Origin of the sequence: Spirosoma arboris (genome assembly GCF_009754945.1) — a bacterium.
GTDB classification, from domain to species: Bacteria; Bacteroidota; Bacteroidia; order Cytophagales; family Spirosomataceae; genus Spirosoma; species Spirosoma arboris.
Genome location: NZ_WPIN01000002.1, coordinates 601,401 through 625,095 on the forward strand (window position 1 = coordinate 601,401; position 23,695 = coordinate 625,095).

General features: G+C 44.4%; 15 protein-coding genes. 4 read left to right on the top strand and 11 right to left on the bottom strand.

What is annotated here, in order from left to right:
- Window positions 1-15 precede the first annotated feature (15 nt).
- Window positions 16-690: a class I SAM-dependent methyltransferase gene (locus GO755_RS06470; RefSeq protein ID WP_157583903.1), complete on the top strand. Its 675-nt coding sequence runs from the start codon at window positions 16-18 to the stop codon at window positions 688-690.
- Window positions 691-754: 64 nt separating this feature from the next.
- Here the strand turns inward: GO755_RS06470 and GO755_RS06475 are convergent, their stop codons facing one another.
- The 4 genes from GO755_RS06475 to GO755_RS06490 all read right to left on the bottom strand — a co-directional run bounded on the left by GO755_RS06475 (window position 755) and on the right by GO755_RS06490 (window position 4,224).
- Window positions 755-1,600, bottom strand: coding sequence for an FkbM family methyltransferase (locus tag GO755_RS06475; RefSeq protein WP_157583904.1), 846 nt, complete (start codon window positions 1,598-1,600; stop codon window positions 755-757).
- A gap of 94 nt (window positions 1,601-1,694) precedes the next feature.
- The gene (locus GO755_RS06480; RefSeq protein WP_157583905.1) at window positions 1,695-2,615 is read right to left on the bottom strand and encodes a glycosyltransferase family 2 protein; all 921 of its coding nucleotides are present in this window, start codon (window positions 2,613-2,615) and stop codon (window positions 1,695-1,697) included.
- Window positions 2,616-2,707: 92 nt separating this feature from the next.
- Entirely contained in the window at window positions 2,708-3,163 is a 456-nt protein-coding gene (locus tag GO755_RS06485; protein WP_157583906.1) for a regulatory protein RecX, read from the bottom strand.
- A gap of 62 nt (window positions 3,164-3,225) precedes the next feature.
- Complete coding sequence (locus GO755_RS06490; RefSeq protein WP_157583907.1) at window positions 3,226-4,224, bottom strand: nucleoside hydrolase; 999 nt, start codon at window positions 4,222-4,224, stop codon at window positions 3,226-3,228.
- A gap of 85 nt (window positions 4,225-4,309) precedes the next feature.
- Between GO755_RS06490 and GO755_RS06495 the strand changes: the two genes are divergently transcribed.
- From GO755_RS06495 to GO755_RS06505, 3 genes are all read left to right on the top strand, one after another.
- On the top strand, window positions 4,310-5,482 hold the full coding sequence (locus GO755_RS06495) for a glutathionylspermidine synthase family protein (RefSeq protein WP_157583908.1): 1,173 nt from the start codon (window positions 4,310-4,312) through the stop codon (window positions 5,480-5,482).
- A 130-nt stretch (window positions 5,483-5,612) separates the two neighbouring features.
- Window positions 5,613-5,960, top strand: a complete 348-nt coding sequence (locus GO755_RS06500; protein WP_157583909.1) for a DoxX family protein — start codon at window positions 5,613-5,615, stop codon at window positions 5,958-5,960.
- A gap of 500 nt (window positions 5,961-6,460) precedes the next feature.
- On the top strand, window positions 6,461-7,153 hold the full coding sequence (locus tag GO755_RS06505; protein ID WP_157583910.1) for a TetR/AcrR family transcriptional regulator: 693 nt from the start codon (window positions 6,461-6,463) through the stop codon (window positions 7,151-7,153).
- Window positions 7,154-7,221: 68 nt separating this feature from the next.
- Here the strand turns inward: GO755_RS06505 and GO755_RS06510 are convergent, their stop codons facing one another.
- The 7 genes from GO755_RS06510 to GO755_RS06540 form a co-directional block, all read right to left on the bottom strand.
- Window positions 7,222-9,237: a glycosyl hydrolase family 95 catalytic domain-containing protein gene (locus GO755_RS06510; protein ID WP_394351012.1), complete on the bottom strand. Its 2,016-nt coding sequence runs from the start codon at window positions 9,235-9,237 to the stop codon at window positions 7,222-7,224.
- Between the two features lie 118 nt (window positions 9,238-9,355).
- Window positions 9,356-10,030 carry a hypothetical protein gene (locus GO755_RS06515; protein WP_157583912.1) on the bottom strand — a complete coding sequence of 225 codons (675 nt, stop codon included), beginning with the start codon at window positions 10,028-10,030 and terminating at the stop codon, window positions 9,356-9,358.
- A gap of 96 nt (window positions 10,031-10,126) precedes the next feature.
- The gene (locus GO755_RS06520) at window positions 10,127-11,482 is read right to left on the bottom strand and encodes a vanadium-dependent haloperoxidase (RefSeq protein ID WP_157583913.1); all 1,356 of its coding nucleotides are present in this window, start codon (window positions 11,480-11,482) and stop codon (window positions 10,127-10,129) included.
- Window positions 11,483-11,582: 100 nt separating this feature from the next.
- Window positions 11,583-14,966 carry a VCBS repeat-containing protein gene (locus GO755_RS06525; RefSeq protein ID WP_157583914.1) on the bottom strand — a complete coding sequence of 1,128 codons (3,384 nt, stop codon included), beginning with the start codon at window positions 14,964-14,966 and terminating at the stop codon, window positions 11,583-11,585.
- Between the two features lie 119 nt (window positions 14,967-15,085).
- A complete protein-coding gene (locus GO755_RS06530) occupies window positions 15,086-18,532 on the bottom strand; it encodes a VCBS repeat-containing protein (protein ID WP_157583915.1) in 3,447 nt (1,148 codons plus the stop codon).
- A gap of 209 nt (window positions 18,533-18,741) precedes the next feature.
- The gene (locus GO755_RS06535; protein WP_157583916.1) at window positions 18,742-20,217 is read right to left on the bottom strand and encodes a RagB/SusD family nutrient uptake outer membrane protein; all 1,476 of its coding nucleotides are present in this window, start codon (window positions 20,215-20,217) and stop codon (window positions 18,742-18,744) included.
- 129 nt (window positions 20,218-20,346) lie between these two features.
- Window positions 20,347-23,469 (bottom strand): SusC/RagA family TonB-linked outer membrane protein, encoded by a 3,123-nt coding sequence (locus GO755_RS06540; protein WP_157583917.1) that lies wholly within the window; start codon window positions 23,467-23,469, stop codon window positions 20,347-20,349.
- Window positions 23,470-23,695: the final 226 nt, after the last annotated feature.

A 23,695-nucleotide genomic window follows, 5' to 3' on the forward strand; every position in this document is an offset into this window, starting at 1 on the left:
ACTCCTATTTTCAGAATGAATCGATTAGACGTTATTCAAGCTCTGATGCGTCAGAAAGGCCTAAAGAATTACCTGGAAATTGGGGTCGAGAACGGTCATATTTTCTTTCGTATCAAGAGTTCCTTTAAAGTTGCGGTTGATCCGAAGTTTATTTTCGATGCTGGTCGCCGATTTGGGAAAGCCATTCTGAATCCATATAATCTGAACAATCAGTATTTTGAAAAAACCAGCGATGATTTTTTTGCGCAGGACGCCAAGCAGGTCTTCTCCGAAAAAAAGCTACAACTAGCTTTAGTCGATGGTATGCATGAATACCATTTCGCTCTCCGCGATGTTGAAAATACGCTCAACTACATGGGCGACGATGGCGTGATTGTCATGCACGACTGCAACCCACAAACCGCGGGTGCGGCAGGGCGCTTTGAGGACTGGGAAGTGGGCGAGTGGAATGGCGACGTCTGGAAAACCATTATTCACCTCCGCAGTCAGCGGCCCGATCTAAACGTGTTCGTGCTCGACTGCGATCAGGGATTAGGGATCGTCACTCGAAAAAAACCAGAATCGACCCTAAACTTTACACCTGATCAAATTGAAGCTATGACCTACGATGATCTAGTTAAGAACCGGAAAACATTGCTTAACTTGAAACCAGCGGACTATTTCTACGAGTACTTCGGTATAAACAAGTAGTATAATCAGCAAAAGGTCGAAACCCTTATCGGATTTCGACCTTTTTGCTAGACGAATCTTGGTTTCAAGGCTTCTTCGACGAGGAATTAGGTAATGCGTAAAAATTGAAGTTCTTCCATCGGTTCATATCGTGGGGGCCGATTTGACTAATTTCCGTATTCTCATCAAAATCACCGAAATAATAGAGTGTATAATCGTGGTTGGCAACAATCTGATACAGTTCGACGCGCTCATCTAATGTTGCCTCGCTAAAACACTCCGCAATTAGTGTTGGCTTATATTGATCAATAAGTGCCGAAATTGATCGCAATACATCTTTATCATGGCCTTCTACATCCACTTTTATGAGTGACAGTTTGGGCAGATAATCCTTATAATTTTCGTTTAGGTACTTATCCAGATTAATACCTTTCACCTTTTCAGGAAGCTTAAATTTTCCATGCTGATCGGCTTCGCTAGCACTAGCCGATACCCCCCCGTTGCCAAATGATGCCTCAGATGATGAATAGAAAAACTCACCTTCTTCTTCGGTAATAGCATATCGTAGCGGCACAATGTTACTGGTTGCTTTATTTAAGCCAGCGTTGGCTTCCAGAATTTCATAGGTCATTGGATTTGGCTCAAACCCGAGCGTTAAGCCGTTTTTACCTACGGCCAACGCCATTGGTACGGTGGTATCGCCAATATTGGCCCCTACATCAATACTGAAACTACCTGGCGTAGCAAACCGACGAAAAAAATTAATTTCAGCCTGTGTAATCGTTTTAGGGGGAATCAATGGGTTTTTCCAGTTGGCGAATTCGACAGTGCCTTCTTTTGCCAATTGAAACGTATTTACTTCATACGGATATTTAGCCGTAACGCGTCTTGCCTTTTTTCGAGCAAAAGACTCTTTTAAATAATTGAACATGGTGAATAGCGTTTTCAAGCGCAAATTAACCCATAAAGCCACCTACTTTAGGAGTAAACTCATTTCTAGTTGACTAATTTTAGGGTATTTGATTTTACGGCCTGATTGTCTGTCTATATCGTAGGCTTTCGCGCATTGGACTACCCCGTCCAATAAACCAGGCCAAGCGACCATAAATCGGATCTCGCCAAAACTTGCGGCCATTCTTTATGAAGTAATAGACCCGAAATAAAGCCCGCGCCGGCCAGGAATGGTATTTTCGAAAATAATAAAAGAGTGAAATGTAATACTCTTTATCAACGTCGTAATTACGAACGGTACTCTGACCCGTAAAGTGAACGTACTCAGCCAGAGGAACTAAGTAAGTAAAGAAGCCTGCTCTTAACAACCGTTTTGCCAAATCCTCTTCTTCAACATAAAGAAAATGGGCTACATCAAATCCCCCAATCAGATTAAATGCCGATGCCCTCAGAAATAGGGTGCTACCCATTACGAACGGCACTCGTATTGGTTCGGTATATGCCTGTTTAGTAGGTGGATAAATGACAGGATTAAGCATTCGCACAAAGCCATGACCGAGAATTTTGCTGCCGAGTGTAGGCAAATAACCGAAAGTTATTTGCCGAACCCCGTCGCCATTAAACATTTGCGCTCCACACAAACCTGCATCAGGTGTAGCATCCATGAACGCGGCCAATTGGCTACATACATCTGTACGTAACACACAATCGTTATTTAAGAAATAGTAATAGTCAGCACGAGGATCAGCGAACTGCACACCCAGCATATTGCCTCCCGAAAAGCCAAGATTTATTCGGCTACGAATGAGTTGAACCTTGGAATGGCTAGCAATTGATTTTAGCGCTTCATAGTCCGCATCAGTCGAGTTATTATCAACGATAATTATTTCGTAATCAACCCGTTTAGTCTTCTCAATAATCGAATTAACACAGCTGTACGTAAACTGGTGAGAGTTGTAGTTGATTAAAATAATGGAAACTTTTTGCAGGTTCATACTATAATGCGACTAGTTCTAGTACCGATAGAAAGCCGCGTTGGCTATTTGTTTATAATTGCGACTTCCTATCGGGTGCCGAACCATCTGCGTTACTCGTCATTCAATACACTAAAAATCAACTCAGACTCGTAGCCTTTACTTAGCGCATAGCGCACAAGTTTTTGTTTGATAACTAGGGGATTGTCATCACGAATACTCTGGCGCTTTCGGTTTAACAATTCTTTTAGTGTATCCTGATAATCGTCGGGAGCAATTTCCTTCATGGCCTGGTCGAGGTTGTAACCCGAAATGCCGCGTTGCTGTAAGTGCTGTTTAATTTTACGCTTGCCCCAGCCTTTCACGCGAAATTTCCCTCCGGCAAACGATTTCGCAAATCGTTCTTCATTCAAATAATTTTGCTGGATCAGTTCGGCAATGATTTCTTCTGCATCATCACCCAAAACGGCCCACTCCTTCAATCGTTCACGAACTTCCTGTTGTGTACGCTCTTGATACGCGCAGAACATAGCCGCTTTATGAAGCGCGTCTTTTAGTAACTCTGTCATACTATCAGAACACTTTTTTGCCCATTATACGCGACAAATGACTGATTTCAAGTCGCTATTTATCATTTCTTAGGTTGATGTTGCATCAACTTGTTTATCAAGGCTTCAACCTCCAGAGCGGGCAGTTTCCCTACCAAATGCTGATGCCCTTTACCCGTATCGTCCCAACCGTTTGAGCCGTCGGCGTTCATCGTCAATCGTCCGGATTTAACCGTGTAATAAGGTGCATAACCCCTTACACCCACTAGTACAGCGGTTTGGTCCCAACTCATACGCCCGTCCTTATCTTCTTTCGACTTTGGCAGGCTAATGGAGAAGACATCTTTAACAGGACTGTGCTGAATAGCTTTGTTTTGAGTCAATGGCAAGCCTGAGTGAATTTTTTCGCCAATTTCAAACCCACTCATCAGAATAGGCGTTGGCCAATCGGCAAAAACAATTTTGGATGATGGTGTATCTCTAAATACATTGTATTCACGACCACTTGGAAATTTACCAGCCATACTGACCAAACTCTTAACCTTCAAAGCAACTAGCTCTCGGCCTGACAACTTCGAATATTTATCCGGTTTAGAGATCAACAGGTTGGCCAAATTGGTAACAAAACCAACCGTAATAATCGTTACACTACGGTCGGGCTGTTTAGCCAGAATCTGTCGGTAAAGAGCAATGGCATCAGGAACATCATTATTCGACTGGATGCGGTGCGGATACCGGGCCACGATCGTATCTGACCAGTGTTGGGTATCTTTATCACTTACAGCCTGACCTTTCGGTACAGCAATCGGGATGTTTGGGCGGTTAAAATAGGTGTTCAACACGCTCAGCACCTGTGTTACTTTAGGATAGTTAGTGCTGGCAATGGTTGCCAGAATCTTAGCCTGTCCCTCATCGGCGAAGGCGTGAAGCAGCGTAATAGCGCCGACGTCATCATAGTCTGGACCCATATCGGTGTCGAAAATAACAGGGACGGCGGCTTGCTTTTGAGCCGACTGTCCAGAAGCCTGACCGATTGTCAGGGTTAGTAACACACTAATTGAAAATAAGGTAATTCGGATCATAGGAATAAGCGAGATTTACAGCACGGTACGAATTACGAATTGTTTTCGCAAGAATCGTAATTCGTACCGGGTAAATCTCGAAAACATGATTTCTCTCCAAAGACTCTCGACTCCGCCCGATACCCAACTTCATAATCTAGGCTGGGACTGGATGCTTGGCCAGGATACACTGCCCTATCTGACAAATGAAGTGGTGGTTCTGCAACCTGCCGAAGCTGATGCTTATTATGAGGCTGCCAATGAACTGTTCGAGATGTTTATAGCAGCAGGGCAGCACATTATTGATGAAAATCGCTTTGCCGAAATGGGCATTCCAGCAAACCTCGTCGAGCTTATTAAACTATCCTGGAACGATGATCGCCATATTCATCTCTATGGCCGCTTTGATCTGGCTGGCGGAATAGATGGGCAAGGTATCAAACTCATTGAATTTAATGCAGATACAGCGACCTGCTTACCTGAAACAGCCGTTGTACAGTATGCCCATCTAAAAGCGAATGGACATGATGAAAGCCAGCAATTCAACGCAGTGTTCGAAACATTGACTGGTCAGTTTGAGGAACTTCTGGCTATGAACCCCGACCTGCAACCGACATTGCTACTATCAGCCATGCGTAATTTTGCTGAAGATGATGCCAACGTGGCTCTTCTTGGCGAAGCCGCCCGCGAAGCTGGTTTCGACATCGAATTCGATTTTGTGGATAACGTTGAGTTCTCGTCAGAAGAAGGTATTTTTTGGCAAAACCCTAAAAACGGACAGTTTGAAAAATTAGACTTCTGGTTTAAGCTAATTCCCTGGGAATCCATCGCAGAAGAGGAGCCCGAACTAGTCGATCTGTTAACTGAAATTGTTCGTAAACGGCTAGCGGTTGTGCTGAATCCGGCTTATACACTACTTTTTCAATCGAAGTACATATTAAAAATCCTTTGGGAGCTTTACCCCAATCACCCACTGCTTCTGGAAACCGATAGCAAGCCACTCGCAGGAAAGTCTTGTGTAGAGAAGGTTTTGTTTGGGCGAGAGGGGGCTAACACCCGTATTCTACATGCAGACGGAACGGAACGTCAGGTTGCAGACGGAGATTATGGAGATTACCCAAAAATCTACCAGCAATATATTGACTTCCCTCAGGATTCAGGCGGCTATCTGTATCAAGCGGGTGTTTTCTATGCGGGCGAAGCCTGTGGGGTTGGCTTTCGACGCGGTGGGCTAATCTTAGACAACAGAGCGGGTTTTGTAGGACACATAATTGAGTAGAGGGTAAAATACATAACAACCAGACTTCGATTACAAGCGCTAGGCCAATCCAATTATATTGGCCTGGCGTTTGTACTGTTAAGGGTTAGTCAATTCGTTATAGTATCCAAATCCTGTGAATCGACCGCGCATGAGCTATCTATTTCTTTGCCTACAGGCCCTGGTCTATATTGTAGCAGGATTAAATCATTTTATCAATCCTAAAACCTACTTAACCATTATGCCGCCCTATATTCCGGCGCATAATCTGATGGTAACATTAAGTGGTGTCGCCGAAGTGATTCTGGGTATTGGGCTGTTGTTTCCAGCGACACGTTCGCTGTCGGCCTGGGGGATTATGCTACTATTGATCGCCGTATTTCCGGCTAACGTTTATATGGCTACCTCAAGCCGCTTTCGTAAGTTTCCAGCCTGGTTACGTTGGGCTAGATTGCCTTTGCAGGGCATCCTAATCTGGTGGGCCTATAAATACACATAAACTCATTCTTAGTTATTAGCTCTTGAGCTTGATAAAGTCAGTATCAATACCACACTTGCCCAGGCAAGTGTCAAAACAGCTAGATAGTAACTTCTTACATTCCACCATTAATTATACATCATCTATAAATTTTGATTATTAATTTTTAAACAAAAAAAAATCATTAGTTACATAAAAAGTGTTATCCTTCGTATTATTATTATTATTTGTACTTTTCCCATAAAGTTAAATTGGTAATTGTCAGTAACTATGTATAATTTATGGCACAAAAAATGTAAGAAATAGGGCTTAGTCAACTTAAAGGGCATTTTTGGCGATTATCTATTGGTATTTCCCCTAATATCTGGTACAAGGGAATTATTTCATTAATTATATTCTCAAATCCCTTGATCGACGTTATTATCCGTTAGTTTATATTAATTGACTGACAGATAATAGTTTACTAAAGTGACTTTCATTATTGATTTTAGTCAAAGGGGGTGACATATATGTGAATTGTAATGAATGCTATTATTATGGAGAAAGATGAGAAAATCAGGCGGAACCGCTCGAAAACCACTCAACGCATTGTTGAAGCGCTAGAAGACGTAATAGCAGAGCGCGGTTTAGAAGGCGTTGGTGTAAACCGGGTAGCCGAAAAAGCAAATGTCAGTAAAGTGTTAATTTATAGATATTTTGGTGGGATGGAAGGTCTGCTGGAATACTATGTAAAAATGGGAAAATTATTCCCAGTCTTTACCCCCGCTGTACTAGACCAAATTCGTCCATTACACGAGTCAGATGTAGCCCGTATTTGGTATCGTCAGGTCATTCAAACCTACCGTTATTTCCGTACGTTTAAAGCTGCACGTGAAGTCCTGAAAGCAAGTGTTATCGAAAACGACTCGATTGCCGAAACAACAGCCCGAGCACAGGATGAAGAAATGACACGGCTAGTGAGCCAGTTATCGTTTGTGAAAGGGGCCGATACACAAGCGATTTCGGCGGTTGTTCTTGGTGCAATGACTTATTTGACTATTATGGCTCAAAACGATCGCACTATGATTAGCATTGATCTACGAAGCGAAGAAGGCTGGGAACGTATCGAAAATGCGGTTAAGGCAATTTATATTGCCTTAAATAAAATGGCTATTGGGTCAAAAGACGTCCAACTGGAATTGCAGTCAGCCCACCTGCCCATTGCCCAGTGGTAAATGATATTAATTAGTTTGCAGTAACTCTGATATTATTCCATTTTATCCTAGTTACTGCAAACTATTTTTTATTCTACCTGAACGGTTTTCAATTGTGGCCCTACCCCTTTAATTGTCAGAGACTTCCATTTCTTCGGAAGTTTGGTTTTGAGCTGTGTAATGCCGCTGTCTGTAATATCCAGCCCTCCAAATCCATTTAAAACAGCCTGTAGCATTCCACCCGCTCCTGTTGCAAAATAGGGGTTTGTACCGCCTGCTGTTTCCGCCAATACGCCAAATGGTGGCACTTCGTTTGGCTTATAACTCTTCACAAACCAATCATACGCTTTGTCCGGTTCGCCTAAACGAGCATGCAGTGTCGACAAAACTGACCATCCCATAGCTGGACCTTCGGGCGAATAACGTGGCTCGTAATACGCCAAATCTTTTTTGACACTTGCTTCATCCTTGACAATAGTGAGTGGATAAGCCAGCAGGTTTACATCGGCCTGCTTAATCATAACGCCGTCGTAAGTACGATTTTCCTTGGTTACACCATCTGGAAATTTTAATATTAACAAATTATCGGCAACTAATTTCCAATCAGGATTGGCAACTATACCCAATTCCTGCGCGGCTTGTATGGCGTACAAAAGCGACGTTTTTGCCATACCGTTAGTGAATGCATTATCATCAATATTTTCCTGCCATTCATTGGCCCCAATCACATTATTGATGTGATATTTTCCTGGTCCTTCCCGTTCAACGCGGCTAGACCAGAAATCAGCTACTTCTTTCAACATTGGATAGCCTCTCGTACGAAGCCACTCTTTGTCTTTCGTAACCTGATAGTATTTCCAGAATGACCAGCCTATACAACCAGTAATATGCTGTTGAAAGGGCCCAGTTAAGGCCCAAACGGGAGTAGCCTCTTGCCCGCCAGAATCTGACTCCCACGGGAACATAACACCTTTATAGCCATGACTAAATGCATTTTGCCGTGCCATCTGCATACGCTCAAATCGGTATTCGAGCATAGATTTAGCGATTTCAGGTTTTAAGGTCAAAATCGGTGGATACATCCAAAGTTCCGTATCCCAGAACACGTGACCATTATAACCTAAACCCGACAACCCCATCGGCGACAGACTATAACCGGTACCTTCCCGCACGAATGAGTATAAGTGATAGAGTGCCGACCGAACCGCTTTTTGCGCATCAGCATCACCCTCAATAATAATGTCACTCTGCCAGAGTTTGCCCCATTCGGCAGTATGGCGCGTCAACAGGCGCTCCGTACGTTCGAGAGCCGCGAAAAGAGTCAACCGCTCAGCTTCGTTGTGTGGATCAGCGGTATGTGCCGTTGACGATACCGAGCCTACGACGCTAAATCGATAGGTTTCTCCAGCCTTCAGTCGCTTTTTAAACTTGGCGAGGTGCATGTTATAGTCCCAATCTTCATGGATAACATCGGGCTCTTGGCCGTGCGGTTCCTCAAAAACAAAACTGGTGGAGGCCGCTACCGTATGGCGTCCTGATGGGCTTTTTGCGACTGATGTTAACAGGCGAATCGTTACATGAGATCGGTCAATTTCCGAATAGAAATTCTTGACTTCTTTGAGATTCTCTGGTGTCTCGATAACGCTCATCGGGATAATCTCGCAGTCCTTCTTAGCAGTAATCTCAACCATCGTTAGCTCAGAAAACGGCAGATGACGCAGTGCCATCATGGTCTGCTTAACGCTGACTTTATCTTTATAATCGAATGTAGTCGTCAGCGCTGCTTTTTGCATATCGAGCGTTTGACGGTAATTGGCAATCTCCTTCGGCCCAATCCGCTGACCGTCTACTTCGAGATTCATGTTGGCAAAGTTGAACACTTTCAGGATGTTCGAGACACGCCCCCGACCGTAGGTATCGAAAGCTCCATTAAGCACAACATCTTTCACTTTCATGGGTTCTGGCGACGAAACAAGGCCAATCATTCCATTAGCAACGGTAATACCGTAATAATTAGCAGAGTTAATATTTTGACCAATAATCTGCCAGGCAGTATTATCTGTCTGCGCATGAGCCGTGGGCAAGAGTTGACCAGACATTAACATCAAGCCGACCAATAGGTATTTTCTGTTCATAAATATATCATAGGTGAAATAAAGCCTAAAAATAATACCATGATTACCTATAAACTAATCTAAGTGGCATAAGAGGACTGGGTAAACGCTAACGGCCATGTCTGTGGGGACGTCCTACCCGAACTGGGCGTCCGCGTCCACGAGTACTTCCACCCAATAACCCTCCTGAGTCGGTTCGTAAGAGCCCAAACCGCAGGTAAAGTCCATAAAATGTTTTGGAACTGTCTGTTGTTTCACTACTGAAATCGTAATAACCTGTTGTCAGGCCAATGCCCACACGAGGGGCAATCTGTGCCATAATACTATAGGTTAGTTCGAGCATTAAACTTCCCTGTTTATCAAAAACCCGGCCTGCACCAATGGTCATTTCGTTGGCAAAAATGCCATAATTGGCCACGTCCATGGTTACTCTTCCTTCCAGAAATAAAGACGTATCAGGACGGAGCGAATTTCGACCGAAAGCAACGCCTAAATCAATTACATTAAATGACTTACCGATTTCAATACTTTGCGCAATGCGGTCTTTAGGGCTACCCGCTCCGGTATAAATTGAAAAAGGAGTTGTACGAACGTAAATAGGGGCTGCCTTAAAATTGAAAATAGATCGGCTTGAATCTTCTGAGGATCTGCTTATAGAATGATAGGTCTGTTGGCCTTTAGTGGCTTGTGGTTGCGTTGTATCAGCCGTTGCCGATTGTGCCCATAAATTTCTGGCTAGACCAATAAGCATAACGATCATCAGTACTTGTACACGTAAAATCATAATAAAAAGGATTTAGTAATCGCCTTAACCTCTGCCAGTTACTAAAAAAAATCCCCACTTTGTTGGAGTGGGGATTTTTTAATTATCATTTAACAATTAACGACTGGCTACAGCTGCTTTTCGAGCATGGATTTTTTCGATCACCCATTTTCCTACTTTTTCGCCTTCTAATTGCCCGTTCACCAGGGCCGATCGATAGTGAATACCACCATACATTCGGCTAATGGAAGCTTCGTCGGCAGCATTCCTGAATGACTTGAACGATCGAACACCATGACCATATTTAAATTCTGTAGAATCTGTAAAAGCGACATTATCACCCATTAAGTTGGTCAATACTGTAGCCGCAGCAGTGGAAATAACGCTGTGTCCACTGGGATATTCGGGGAAAGGAGGGGTTTGCAAAAATGGCGTCCATTTAGGGTCTATGAATTTGTTGATGACCGTTTCAGGCCGCACTGTTTTACTCCGGTATTTTTCGTCCCAGCAAGAAATAAACCCATCCCCTAGCGCAAATGATGTAAGCGCGTAAGCTTCGACGGTACGTATCATATTTAGTTTTTGCTGACGGGCAACCGTTTGGGCAATAGCGAGCCAGTGGCCTCCTGGTGTCATTTTTTTACTGGCGAACATAACGTGCCCCGCTACGTTCATCACAAACGCATTGTCGTCCCAGAAATAAGCAATATCCTGTTTCTGTTTATCCAGATTTTTTCCTGTCTGATATACCTCATCCAGTTCCTTTTCATAAGGACTTCCTTTGGCTAAATTGTAAGGCAGTGGACGAGGGGGCATAAATTGATTACAGGTATCCATTGCCCAGCAACGAAGCTTATTCCATTGTGGCTCGGCGGCATCCATGTAGGCTGGGGGCGTTGGTACCCAAGTACCCTCTTCATTTGTTACAGTATGTTTAAAGCCGCGTGTTTGTTTGTAGCTATCCTTAGCGGCATAATCCAGTACATGTTTGGCAACGGCCTCTCCATAGGCCATTGACCGTTCGTACACTTCATCAGGAACGCCGTCTTTCTTGTATTGCTCGTTGAAGGGCTTTTCAAATTCATCGTAAAAATTGACGGAAAATGTCAATGCTCGGGCAACGGTCAAAAAGGCATGCGTACTGGCTAACGGAAAGCAATATTCTTTGCCGGCTTCTGGCTGAGGACCGGATTGAAACCGCTTCAATTTACCTCCCAAAGACTCATACTGACTGTCGAAAGGTACGAGTGCTTCGTAGCCCGCCAGATTCGCATACGAATAGATTCGGCTAGCTACAGGTGGCGAAAAAATGTCATGAATAATAACCTCCGTGAGTTTGTTTAGAGCCGCGTTGTAATACTCGGCATTAGCAGCTTTGGCATTGTACTCAGCAGGTGTAGCGGGTTTACGACAACCAGCAATTCCAACCAGCAAAAGTGCCAGCAGATAGCCAAAACGAAGCGAATAGTTCATAGAATAAATGACAAGTTATAAAAACAGAGAATGGTCGGGTCTGCTACTACTTACAAAATTAACGGAAAATTTAGGGAGAAACTACATTGACTAACGTTGCTCACTTAAGTAGTAATGGTTTAAATACTTGCAATCCAGCTCCGTTTCGGGCCACGACAATTAATGGACCCTGCGCTGTTCGAATTGGCCGAATGTCACGAATTTCGCCATTAAGCAGAAATCCACAATCTACCGGCGACAAAGACGTAAACGTACCTTTACCGTCATTGCGCAATACCAGTCCATAACTGGCATCGTAACGTCCCTGATAGGTACTCACCCCGTAGAAATTACCGCCACCTAGTACATCAAGGTCACCATCATGGTCAATATCAATGGCTTGCAGGGCAAATAATTTCGAGACCTGAGCCATCATTGGCAGTTCATGTACAATGAACTTACCATTTTGATTTTCCAGATATACTGACGCGAATTGGTTAACGGCAAATTCGTCAGCTCCTTTCAGCTCCTCACCTTTCAGTACTTCCTCTAGCGGCTTTCCGGCAAAGGACACATAGTCGGTGAATCGTTTGTTAATAATACTCGGTATCTGCTTACCCAACTCATCCTTAAAGGCCAGTGGATACCATTCTTTACCCCGATTGTAAGCGATAATCTGCTCAGAGGTCTGGTTCTTATCCACATCTTTCACCCACATCCGTAATTGCGAATCGGGTGTTTTACGAAACTTGGTATTTGTACCCATATTGCCCGCTATCAGATCAATGTCACCATCATGGTCGAAATCAGCAGCGATGATCCGTTGGTAAAACCCACTCAATGGTGTTTCGTCAGTCGTGATGGGTTTGACTTCGGCAAACTTGCCATTGTCGTTGGCAAAAATTCGTACCGGCATCCAGTCTCCTGCCAGAATTAAATCGAGGTCTTTATCGCCATCATAATCAGCCCAGACAGCATCGGTAATCATACCCGCTTTTCGCAGTCCGTCGGCACGCATCTCGGTTTGATCGGAGAAATTTCCCTTTCCATCATTGATCAACAGATACGAATTCGGCGACTTTCCATAGCCAAACCCTACGACCCGACCGCCAACAAATAAGTCGAGGTCGCCATCTTTATCAATGTCTTGAGGACGAACACAGCTCTTGTTGTCATACATGGCAGGTAATGCATTGACCGATCGACTGAAATTACCGCGTCCATCATTCAGGTAAAGTCGGTCGAACTGCTCCGGCATTTTGTCGTAGAACTCGTTACCGCCCGATACAACGTATAGATCCAGATCCTTATCGCCATCGGCATCGAAGAAAGCAGCATCTACGTCTTCATAGGTAGAGTCTTTAACGAAATCTGGCTGAATGGCAGGCTTAAACTTCCCATCAGCCTGTTGTAGCAGTAAACTTCCCGCCTTCCATTTAGCACCTCCAGCATATATATCCTCTAACCCATCGCCATTCACATCCCCTACGGCTAAATGCGGCCCTTCTGTCGATACCTGGAAAGGCATTAATGGCTCGCGCACATAATCGAAATATTCTTTATTTTCCTGATGCTTGTAAGGAATCGAATCAGCCGTTGTAACATCAGCGAAAAGCGGATGCATAGCAGGAGTCGTATAGCGATAATTCGTGCCGTCAAGTTGAGCATCCGCTTGCTTTAATGTAAGCGACTGATTGGTTTTTACTTTGGTGCGGATCTCCATCCGCTGGTTTGGCCAGATTACGATCAGGGAATCAATTATATCTCGCTTACCCAAGCCAAACAGTAATTCTGGTGCCACCGACGATTCGAAACCCCGTGTTGGCATCAATTGCTGTACTTGCAGGCTATCACCATGCGCGCCGTATTTAATGATTACCTTACCTCCTACCCCAAATGTATTTGGTGCATCACCTTTTAGTTTAACGGTCAGGTGTTTATTATCTGGAAAGATCGTGTTGGCATCATTCCGATAGAGGCCAGCGGGGTCGTCGATATTGTTCGTAATCAGATCCAGGTCGCCATCGTTGTCGAGGTCGGCATAAGCCGCTCCATTGGAGTAATTGAGCGCTGTGAATCCCCAGGCAGTCGATTTATCATCGAAACGTAGCGATGATGTGCCACGATACATATAATTATGAGCCTTGCCTTCCGGCATTAATTTAATAGCCCGATCATCAAGCGACTTTGACGTTTCCATCGCATACCGAAGCGAATCATCAGCCGCAAATTTCACATAGTCGAGGTTATTTGGTCGGTGTACAATGCCATTCGAAATAAATAGGTCTTTTATACCGTCGTTATCGTAGTCGGCCAGCAATGGCGACCAACTCCAGTCGGTAGCTGCTACTCCCGCCATGGCTCCAATGTCCATAAACTTCTTACCGGAGAGACTCAATTGAAGGCAATTCCGGCTGTATTGATTCATATAACCATAAGCCAGCTTATACAGATAGATATCTAGTGGATCTTCTCCCAGCGATGACTTTTCAATAGTTTCCTCTTCGGGATACATATCGAGGGTAACTACATCAGCAAAGCCATCATTATTGATATCGCCGATGTCGTTTCCCATTGAAAATCGGCTGACATGCTGAAACGCTTTCTTTACACTCTCTGTAAAGCTACCGTTGTGGTTATTGATATAGTAGTAATCGTCTTCGTGAAAATCGTTTGATATATAGAGGTCTTCCCAGCCATCATTGTTCAGGTCGGCCACCGAAATGCCTAAGCCGTAGCCCATTGCAGCACCGAAAATGCCAGCCGTTTCACTTACATTAACGAAACGCTTAGAGGTTGGAGCTGGCGTTTGTACCTTGCTACCTACGCCCTGTTCCACGGTCATATTCTTAAACAGATAATCACCAGACTCGTTATGGCGAAGACTGCGGGCTGTTACACGGTCATAACTACGTGAGGTATGTACGGCATGATTAAGTAGATAACAGTCTAAATCGCCGTCGTGGTCATAATCGAAAAAGGCAGCCTGCGTCGAGAAACCTGTAAAATCCAGTCCATAGTCTCCTGCTTTTTCGCTGAAGGTTCCGTCGCCATTATTAATGTACAGTTCATTTGCGCCCTCTAAACCCCGAAAATTACCCACGGCACAAACGTAAATATCCAGAAAGCCATCGCCATTGACATCCGCCATTGTAGAGCCCGTTTGCCAATCTGAAAATCCCGCGACACCTGCCTTTTCGGTAATGTCTTCGAATTTAAAATTGCCTTTGTTGAGGTAAAGCTTGTTCTTACCCTGATTTGACACAAAGTATAAATCAGTTAGGCCATCATTGTTTATATCCCCCGCAGAAACACCCCCACCATTATAAAAATAGAGGTAATCCAGTATATTAATTTTTTCGGTTGGAACAAGGTGGTTAACAAAACCAACGCCTGTTTGCGTAGAATCGAGTGTTTGAAATAGCTGTTTCTCAGACTTGAATGAGTTGCAACCTACCAACACCAACAGACCAGCAGTCAGAACTAAAGCAATAAACTTCACCATAATAAATGATGAACGGTGAATGAAGTATGATGTATAATGTATGATATATGAGGTATTGCTTTCGTGTCAACTACCTCATATATCATACATTATACATCATACTTCAAACCCCATTCTATTTACTTGTTAATAAGATTAAAAACCTGTACCCAGTCGTTATTTTTTGCAAGAATGAGTTGCCCCTGCGCGAGTCGCGCCATACGACGAACCTGCCCTCGGACAAAGAAACCCGACATGGCCGGATTGATCGATTCATAAGCCATACGACCATCAGCTGCTTTGCCTCTGTTACGTAACACAACGCCATAACTGGCATCGTAGCGACCAAGTTCGGGCAGCACATCTAAGAAATTTCCTGTCAATACGAGATCAGTACGACCGTCGTGATCATAATCGGTAAACACAACACCACACACAGGCGATAGCTGAGCATCGGTAGGGAGTGGTTGAAAGGTTAAACTTCCTTTACCCGTATTGAGCAGAATAGCCGTTTCTCCCATAAACGACTGTTTAACAACCGCCTGCTTTAACTGGTCTTCGTCCAGGATTTCATTGATTTTTTTGCCCGCATAATCCCCAAACTTTATGAATTTTTTCTTGATACTAGGCATGTCCTTCTGGAGGTCATTTTTCAATACCATTGGGTAGAGTTCACCGGTTTCATCGGCACAATTTATGATTTGCTCAACAGTCCCGTTATGATCAAAATCACCCACGTAAATTTCAGCTGGGGTAGTTTGCGTAGCGCGAATGCGCGAATTGAGACCTAAGTTTCCTACCACTAAATCCAGGTCGCCATCTCCATCGGCATCACCTGCTTTTACACAATTCCACCAACCATTCGTTTTTATAGGATTTCCCTGCGTATCCTTAATTGTTAATTCTGGATTCTGAGTCAGTTTACCCCGTTTGTTTTCGAATACTCTAATTGGCTCCCAATCGCCCACAACAATTAACTCAGGGTATTTATCACCGGTAAGATCAGCCCAGGTTGCGCCTGTCACCATGCCTAATTGATCAACATCAGCCAGGAAGCGTTTAGTGTAGTTTTTAAAATTACCCGTACCATCGTTTGTGAGTAGGTAGCTAGCCGGATTACGCCCATATTGACTCGGAATCAGTCGGGAGCCAACGAACAAGTCAAGATCTCCATCCTGATCAAAATCAGCAGCTGCCACACATGAGCCACTGGCTTTCAGGTTAGGCAGGCCAGTTTCGGAGCGTGTGAATACTCCCTTACCATCGTTCAAGTAGAGTCGGTCTAACAATTCTTCCGACTCGGCACTGAATTCGTTACTGCCCGAAACCACATATAAATCCAAATCCTTATCGCCATCGGCATCGAAAAAAACAGCATCTACCGCTTCAGAAATTGTATCCTGCTTCATGATGGCGGGCGTTTTGTCGGCAAACCGGCCAGCAGGTTGTTGTATAAATAAATGAGCGGGTTGTCCACTGGCACCGCCCAGGAACACATCATCCAACCCATCACCATTTACATCACCTGTTGCCAAAGCAGGGCCTTGTGTCGAGAGTTGTTGTTTTAATAAAGCATCCCGATTGTAATCGACAAAGGCACTTTCTTTGTGTAGATAATTCAGGCCCGATGCCGCTGTATTGTCCCGAAAAATCGGTGCCTGTGTATTAATTGATGGCTTCCATAACTGCTTTGCATCCGACCAGCGAAGTGCCAGCAATTGATTTGCTTTGGGCTGGTATAACGTCTGCATTTTATCATCTGGCCAAATCACTACGAGTGAGTCAATCTGAGGTTTTTCACCCAATCCAAATACCAGATTGAGGTCAACTGATGACTCAAAGCCTCGGTTTGGCATCTGCTGTAATAATTGCATTTGGCCAGGTTGATAAACAAATACCCGTGCGCCAATGGCATTTCGATTCAGTCCGACACCTTCTAGCTTTATTTTCAGGTAGTTCGCATTGTGTTTCTCGCTTGATGTGTTCTGGTAAATGGCAACAAGCGCATTGGCATTATTCACAACTAGATCCAGATCGCCATCATTATCTAAATCTCCGTAGGCAGCTCCGTTCGAAAAGTCTGGTTCAGCCAGCCCCCAGTCAACAGCCTTATTGGTAAAATGGAGATTGCCATCGTTGTGAAACGCATAATTCGGAATGGCCTCCGAAGGTGTTTTATCCAAAAACTCTTTGAAGTTAAATGCCCGTTGTCGGGCCATCTGCGCCATATTCTCACCGTCGGCCATGAAGTTTACGAAGTCCTGATCGGTTACGTCTTTGGCAATGCCATTCGCAACGAATATATCCTTCTTACCATCATTGTCCATGTCGAAAATCAGAGCGCCCCAACTCCAGTCCGTAGCATGCACCCCCGAGAAGCGAGCGATGTCGCTAAATGTTGGCAAGCCATTATTACCGGGCTGGTTTCCCTGATTCAGGTGCAGCATATTTTGCATGTACTGGTAATGGAAATCTCGGCCAACCTTAATCTGCTCCAGGTCGTGCCCTTCATAACTAGAATTTCTCTTTAATCGCCGATCATTACCGGGAAGCATGTCAGTTATGAAAATATCGAGCTTGCCATCATTGTTGACATCGGCAACATCAGCCCCCATCGATGAGAGGCTTGTATGCGGCATCGATTCCTTTATCGATTCCCGAAATGTCCCATCATGGTTATTGATATAGAGATAATCTCGTTCGTAAAAATCGTTGGAAATATAGATGTCTGGCCAGTTATCTTCATTTACATCACCAATCGTGATACCTAATCCGAAGCCAATAAGACTGCCATAGATGCCTGCCTTCTCCGATACGTCCTCGAAAACTGGTGATGCAGTTGCTGTTTTTTCACCTTTTTGCCGAACGTCGGCTTGGCCTTTCGCTCGTTCGCTCATTAAATTTTTGAACAACTTATGCCCACCCAACGAGTCGCGCTGGGCGCGTAAGTTTGCATAAGCCAGTCGCCCAACGGGCATGAAGCTATTATTGAGCAAATACATGTCTAAATCGCCATCGCGATCGTAATCGAAAAAAGCCGCATGAGTTGAGTACCCCCGATCGGCCAAACCATATTCAGCCGCACGCTCAGTAAAGGTTGGGATACCGTTTGCATCGTTGCCATTGTTAATAAAAAGCTCATTGGCACGGTCATCTCCATCACGATTCCCTGCATTGCAAACGTACAGATCAAGTCGTCCATCACCGTTTATATCGGCAAAAGTTGCCCCGGTACTCCAGGCGTGCTTGCCCCCTACGCCAGCTTTGGTTGTAACGTCATCAAACTGTATTTCACCCTGTCCAGCAACAGTCCGATTCAGATAGAGTTTATTCTCGCCCATATTGGCGATCAATAATACATCCGACAAACCATCATTATTCACATCACCGATGGCCACGCCCCCACCATTGTAAAAATTCCGGTAATTAAAGATATTGAAATCCTTATCGTCGGTAACAGTATTGACAAAATTGACATGGGTTTCATCGGGCGACAATTTCTGAAACAACGCATCAGAAGACGTCTGCTGTTTTGACTGGCAACTAGCGAATAGGCCAATAGCCAGAACGATTAATGGGATACGCATTAGTACAAGCACGTGAAAAACAAATCGTATTCGAAAGAGAAGATCCCCGAAATAGTTAAGACGATTTTAGTTTTTAAGGGACTACAAATGTAAGGAATTATGAAGGTTGATTAGGTATTTTCTACCAATTAATTGGCTTTTAATCAGACACTAAAACAAAAGAGCAAGCCCAGATGAGCCTGCTCTTTTGCCTAAAATTAACAGGTTAATTAATAACCTGGATTTTGCTTTAGGTTTGGATTCAACGACAACTGATCCTTTGGAATTGGATACAATTGACGGAAATCGGCCGAAGCAGGCTTAAAGCGCCATGCTTTTGTGTACTGTCCGAAACGAATCAGATCCTGACGACGATGTTGTTCCCACGCCAATTCACGACCACGTTCAGCAAGTAACTCATCCGCAGTAATAGTTGTGTAATCTGGCATACCAGCCCGTTTACGGACAATATTCAAATCAGGCAACGCATCAGCGATATTACCTAAGCGGAAGTTAGCTTCGGCCCGCATCATATATACGTCAGCTAAACGATAGATAACAAAATCGTTATCCTGATCGGTATAGGTATTGTTTTTCTGAATCTCGTATTTCTGACTACGTGCTCCAGCTAGTCGACCAAACGCACCAGCATCAAACACGAACGATTCCACTTCAGGACGGAACACCATGTCTAGGGCGTCATCTTTTAATGGCGTACCATCGGCTTTGTATTGCTGACCAACGATCCATTGCTTTTTGCGCAGATCCTTATCGTCAAACGAATTATAAAACTCCGTTACCGTAGCCCAGCCATTCCAAGGCGCTGTACCAATGTTGTAGGTCAATTGGCTCAGGTAGTGAAGCGTTTTCATTTGTACGTTAAATCCTGTCCGCTTCGACTTATCGAACGGAGTCGACAGAATCGACTCTGGAGAGTTCTGATTTTGGGTAGTGAAGTTACTCAGGTAATCACCGGCAATCTGGAATTTACCTGATTTGATGATGTTTGTGCAACGCGTAATCGCATCAGCCCAACGGGGTGTACCTGTATATACTTGCGCGTTCAGGTACAATTTTGCCAGAATCATGTCGACCACATATTTATTCATGCGACCATAATAAGCACCACCCGCTACATCACTTAGACTCGGATAAACCGCCAGCAGTTCTTTTTCAACCCAGGCAAATACGTCAGCCCGGCTACTCTGTTTTGGAGTAGCAGCACCTACCGCATCAGAGATGATTACGTTGCCAAACATGTCCATGGCTTCGTAATGGAAGAACGCCCGCAAGGCACGTAATTCAGCCTTTGTATTGGCATCCGTAATGGTACCTAACTGCTGGTTGATACTGGTGATATTGTTATAGCACCAGGTCCAGGGGCCATTGAACTGACCATTATCCGTAATAGGGTCCCAGGTATGCGTATATAACCGTTTCCAGTTATCACCATCTTTCCAGTCACCACCCCGGGTAGGAACAATCTGTTCATCCGTAGTGGTATTCAGGTTAGATAAAGCACCATAATAGTCACCAAGCCCATTATAAAGAGGTCCAATCAAAGCTGCTTGCTGACCAGCTGTGCTACCGAATGTACCGCTAGTTGGAATAACGTCATAGGTCGTCTCCGTCAAATCGGTACAGGCTTGGCCTGTCAGCAACAGCGCTGAACAGCCCAGAACCAATTTCATGTTTATTTGTTTCATAGAAGTTTTTGATAATTAACCAGTTACAGCGCTAGCGTTCCATGTTATACTAACGATGCGCTAACTAATACAGTTTTCACAAACCGAATATTTTTTTGTACAATACTCGGTTTGTGACGTAAAACCAGTTTAGAAGGTCAGATTAAGGCCTAACTGGAACGTACGGGTTTTTGGATAAATACCACTGTAATCAACACCAACCGAATTCGGCTGTTGTAAGATCTGGCTACCGTTTGTTTGTAAGTCAGCTTTTACCTGCAACTCTGGATCAATCCCTTTGTATTTGGTAATGATGAACAGGTTATTACCGCCTAAGTATACACGTGCATTAGTGATATACTTGCTTGCAGGCAGTGGGATATTATAGCCAATCTGCCAGTTGTCGAACCGAACAAACGAACCACTTTCAATCCAGTTGGTCGACAGAACGTTAACGCCATAGTTTTTCGGTAGTGTCGTTACGTCTTTCAACATGCTCGTTTCCAGAATGGAGCCCGGAATCATCAGATTCGAGCGTAGGTTATTCAGAATGGAGTTTCCAAACGTTCCACGCAGTTGGAAATAAAGATCAAAACCTTTATAACGGAATGTATTGATGAACGATGCATTCAGGAATGGCTGTGGATTACCTTGTTTAATTGGTGAACCAGCCGTAACAGCAGCAGCAGCATCTGCTTTCGATACATCGGTTACTGGTGTATCGCCAGTAGCAGCTTTCAACAAGGGCTGACCATCAGCAGAATAGCTACCAGTGAACGTTGGCACGTTGTTAAATTCGCCCAAGGGCTGGCCTGGTACCAGATAGGAAGCATACACATCAGACAGACCACGGCCACCAAATGGGTTAAAGCGAACCTGACCATTGTTAAACTGATCATTCGACAGGGAAACAACCGTGTTTTTGTTGTAAGCGGTTACGATACGACCATTCCACGAGAAGGCTCCTTTCTGGATAATATCGCCACCAAAAGAGAACTCAACCCCACTATTCCGCATCGAACCTACGTTCGCCAAGATGGTATTGGTAAAGTAGGTTACACCGTCGGCTGGTACCGAATACGGATAGAGCATGTCTTTGGTTAGCTTATTATAGTATTCCAACGTACCCTGGAACCGACCACCGATCAATTGGAAATCCAATCCTACGTTCGATGTGGTCAATACCTCCCATTTCAGGTTTGGGTTCGCATTCTGCGTGATACCATAGCCTGGCAGGAAGTCACCCAGCGTACCGTCGTAGTACGTACCTTTCTGACCGTACAACTGAATTGAGTTGTAGGCCGAAATACCTTCCGAGTTACCCGTTTGGCCATAACCTACGCGAAGTTTCAGGAAGTTAAGCGTGTTGCTCTTTGGGAAGAATGACTCGTTGGTAATTGTCCAGCCCGCGCCGACCGATGGGAAAATACCCCATTTGTTGTTGGCACCAAATTTAGAACTACCATCCCGACGTACTGTAGCTGTTACATTGTACTTATCATTCAGGTTCAACGTAGCGCGACCAAAGAACGAGATCAACTTCGAGGTGTTCCGGTAAGAGGTTGCGTAGTTGTTAGCTGGGTTAACCAGTGTACCTGAACCTAAGCCAAGGTTACTGTAGTTAATATCGCTGGTTACGAAGCCTGTGTTTGCGGCACCAAACCCATCATTATCGAATTGTTGGAACGAATAACCACCCAATATTGAGTAATTACTGTTTTGGCTACCAAATCCTTTCGTGTAGTTGGCTGTTAACTCCAACAATTTGGTATTTGACTCCGAGAAAGTCCGGCTAGCACGTCCATTGTTAGCAGAGTAAGCCTTAATGGTCGGATTCGTATAGTAATTGTTAACGGTGTTATCGCGTTGTAATTGGCCGCTTACACCAACCGTAAGTCCGTCCAGAATCTCATAACGCAAATTCATACCACCCTGCAGATACTTTTGAACACCATTATTAATGATATTCTGCTGCATAGCAACCGGGTTGAAGAGGTCAAAGCTACCACCCACTTCATAGTAAGAGCCATCTGCATTGTATACCGGAAGCGTTGGTAAGAACGTCGTTGCCCGACCCAGGATACCACTGTCGTACAACTTATTCGACTCTGAATAGGATAAATTGTACTGGATATTCAGTCGGTTATCAAACGCTTTCTGATCCAGGTTAATCCGACCTGTTACACGGTTGAGGCCCGTATTTTTTACCGTTCCCTGTTGATTGATGTAGTTCAATGAACCCCGGTAGCTGAACGTTGGCGAACCACCAGCAACAGCTAATTCATGGTTATCTGTAACGGCTGTCCGGGTGATTTCCTTAACCCAGTCGGTATTATAGTTACCAGCCGGGAAACGTTGTAAATCAGCTAATGCTGATGCACCTTTGATTTGCGTTACGGCATCCCGGTAACCCTGACCGTCAAGCAAATCAAGCCGCTTCGAGATTGTGGCTACCCCAACATAGTTATTGAATGTCACTGTCGTTTTGCCTGATTTACCACGTTTGGTCGTGATCAGGATTACGCCGTTAGCAGCCCGCGAACCATAAATAGCAGCAGCAGAAGCATCCTTCAACACATCCATCGACTCAATGTCTTGTGGAGAGATCGTATTGATAGGTACCCCAATCATACCATCTACTACATAAAGTGGATCGCTACCACCAGCCAGCGACGTGTACCCCCGCAACCGAACCGTTGGCGATTGGTTTGGATCACCCGAAGGTTGCGTAATAACCAGACCAGCTACTTTACCCTGAATGGCTTGCAGCGGGTTAGGGTTTACACCGGCATTGAAATCTTTAGCAGAAACCTGCACAACCGAACCGGTGAGGTCTTTGCGTTTCGCCGTGCCATACCCTACTACCACAACTTCATCTAATGCTTTCGTGTCATCAGATAATTTCACATCCACCGTCGAGCGGTTCCCTACGGCCACTTCCTGCGAAGTGTAGCCAATAAAGCTTAATACCAGCGTTGCATTGTCTGGCACATTGGCCAACGAATACTTTCCATCAGCGTCGGTATTCGTTCCACGCTGAGTACCTTTAATTTGTACACTTACCCCAGGCAGAGATGCACCTGACGGGTCAGTTACTTTACCCGTTACCGTGCGGCCCTGTGCCCAGGCCACTGAATTGCCCAGCAGCAGTATCATTGCCAATATGGCCATAAAGCTTCGTGAAGCCTTTTGTCCAAATGACTTAGATTGGGAATTCCCAATCTGACCTACGTAGCCACCGAAGCGGTTCATTTTGTAGGATTTGTTCATCATAGGTTTACAGTAAAAATTGGAGATAGGTGATTTTCTGGTTAAGCGTTTATACTCTATTATGTCCTTGGTTATTGAAATGTAAACACACCTGTAAAAAATGCCTATATTTCGCCACAATCGTAGCAACTTGGCAGGAATTTATAGAATCTAAACCTGAACCATTTGGCGAATTACATCATGTTGCGACTAAAATACAAATGCTAGGAGGTTAAAAATTGAGAAGTCG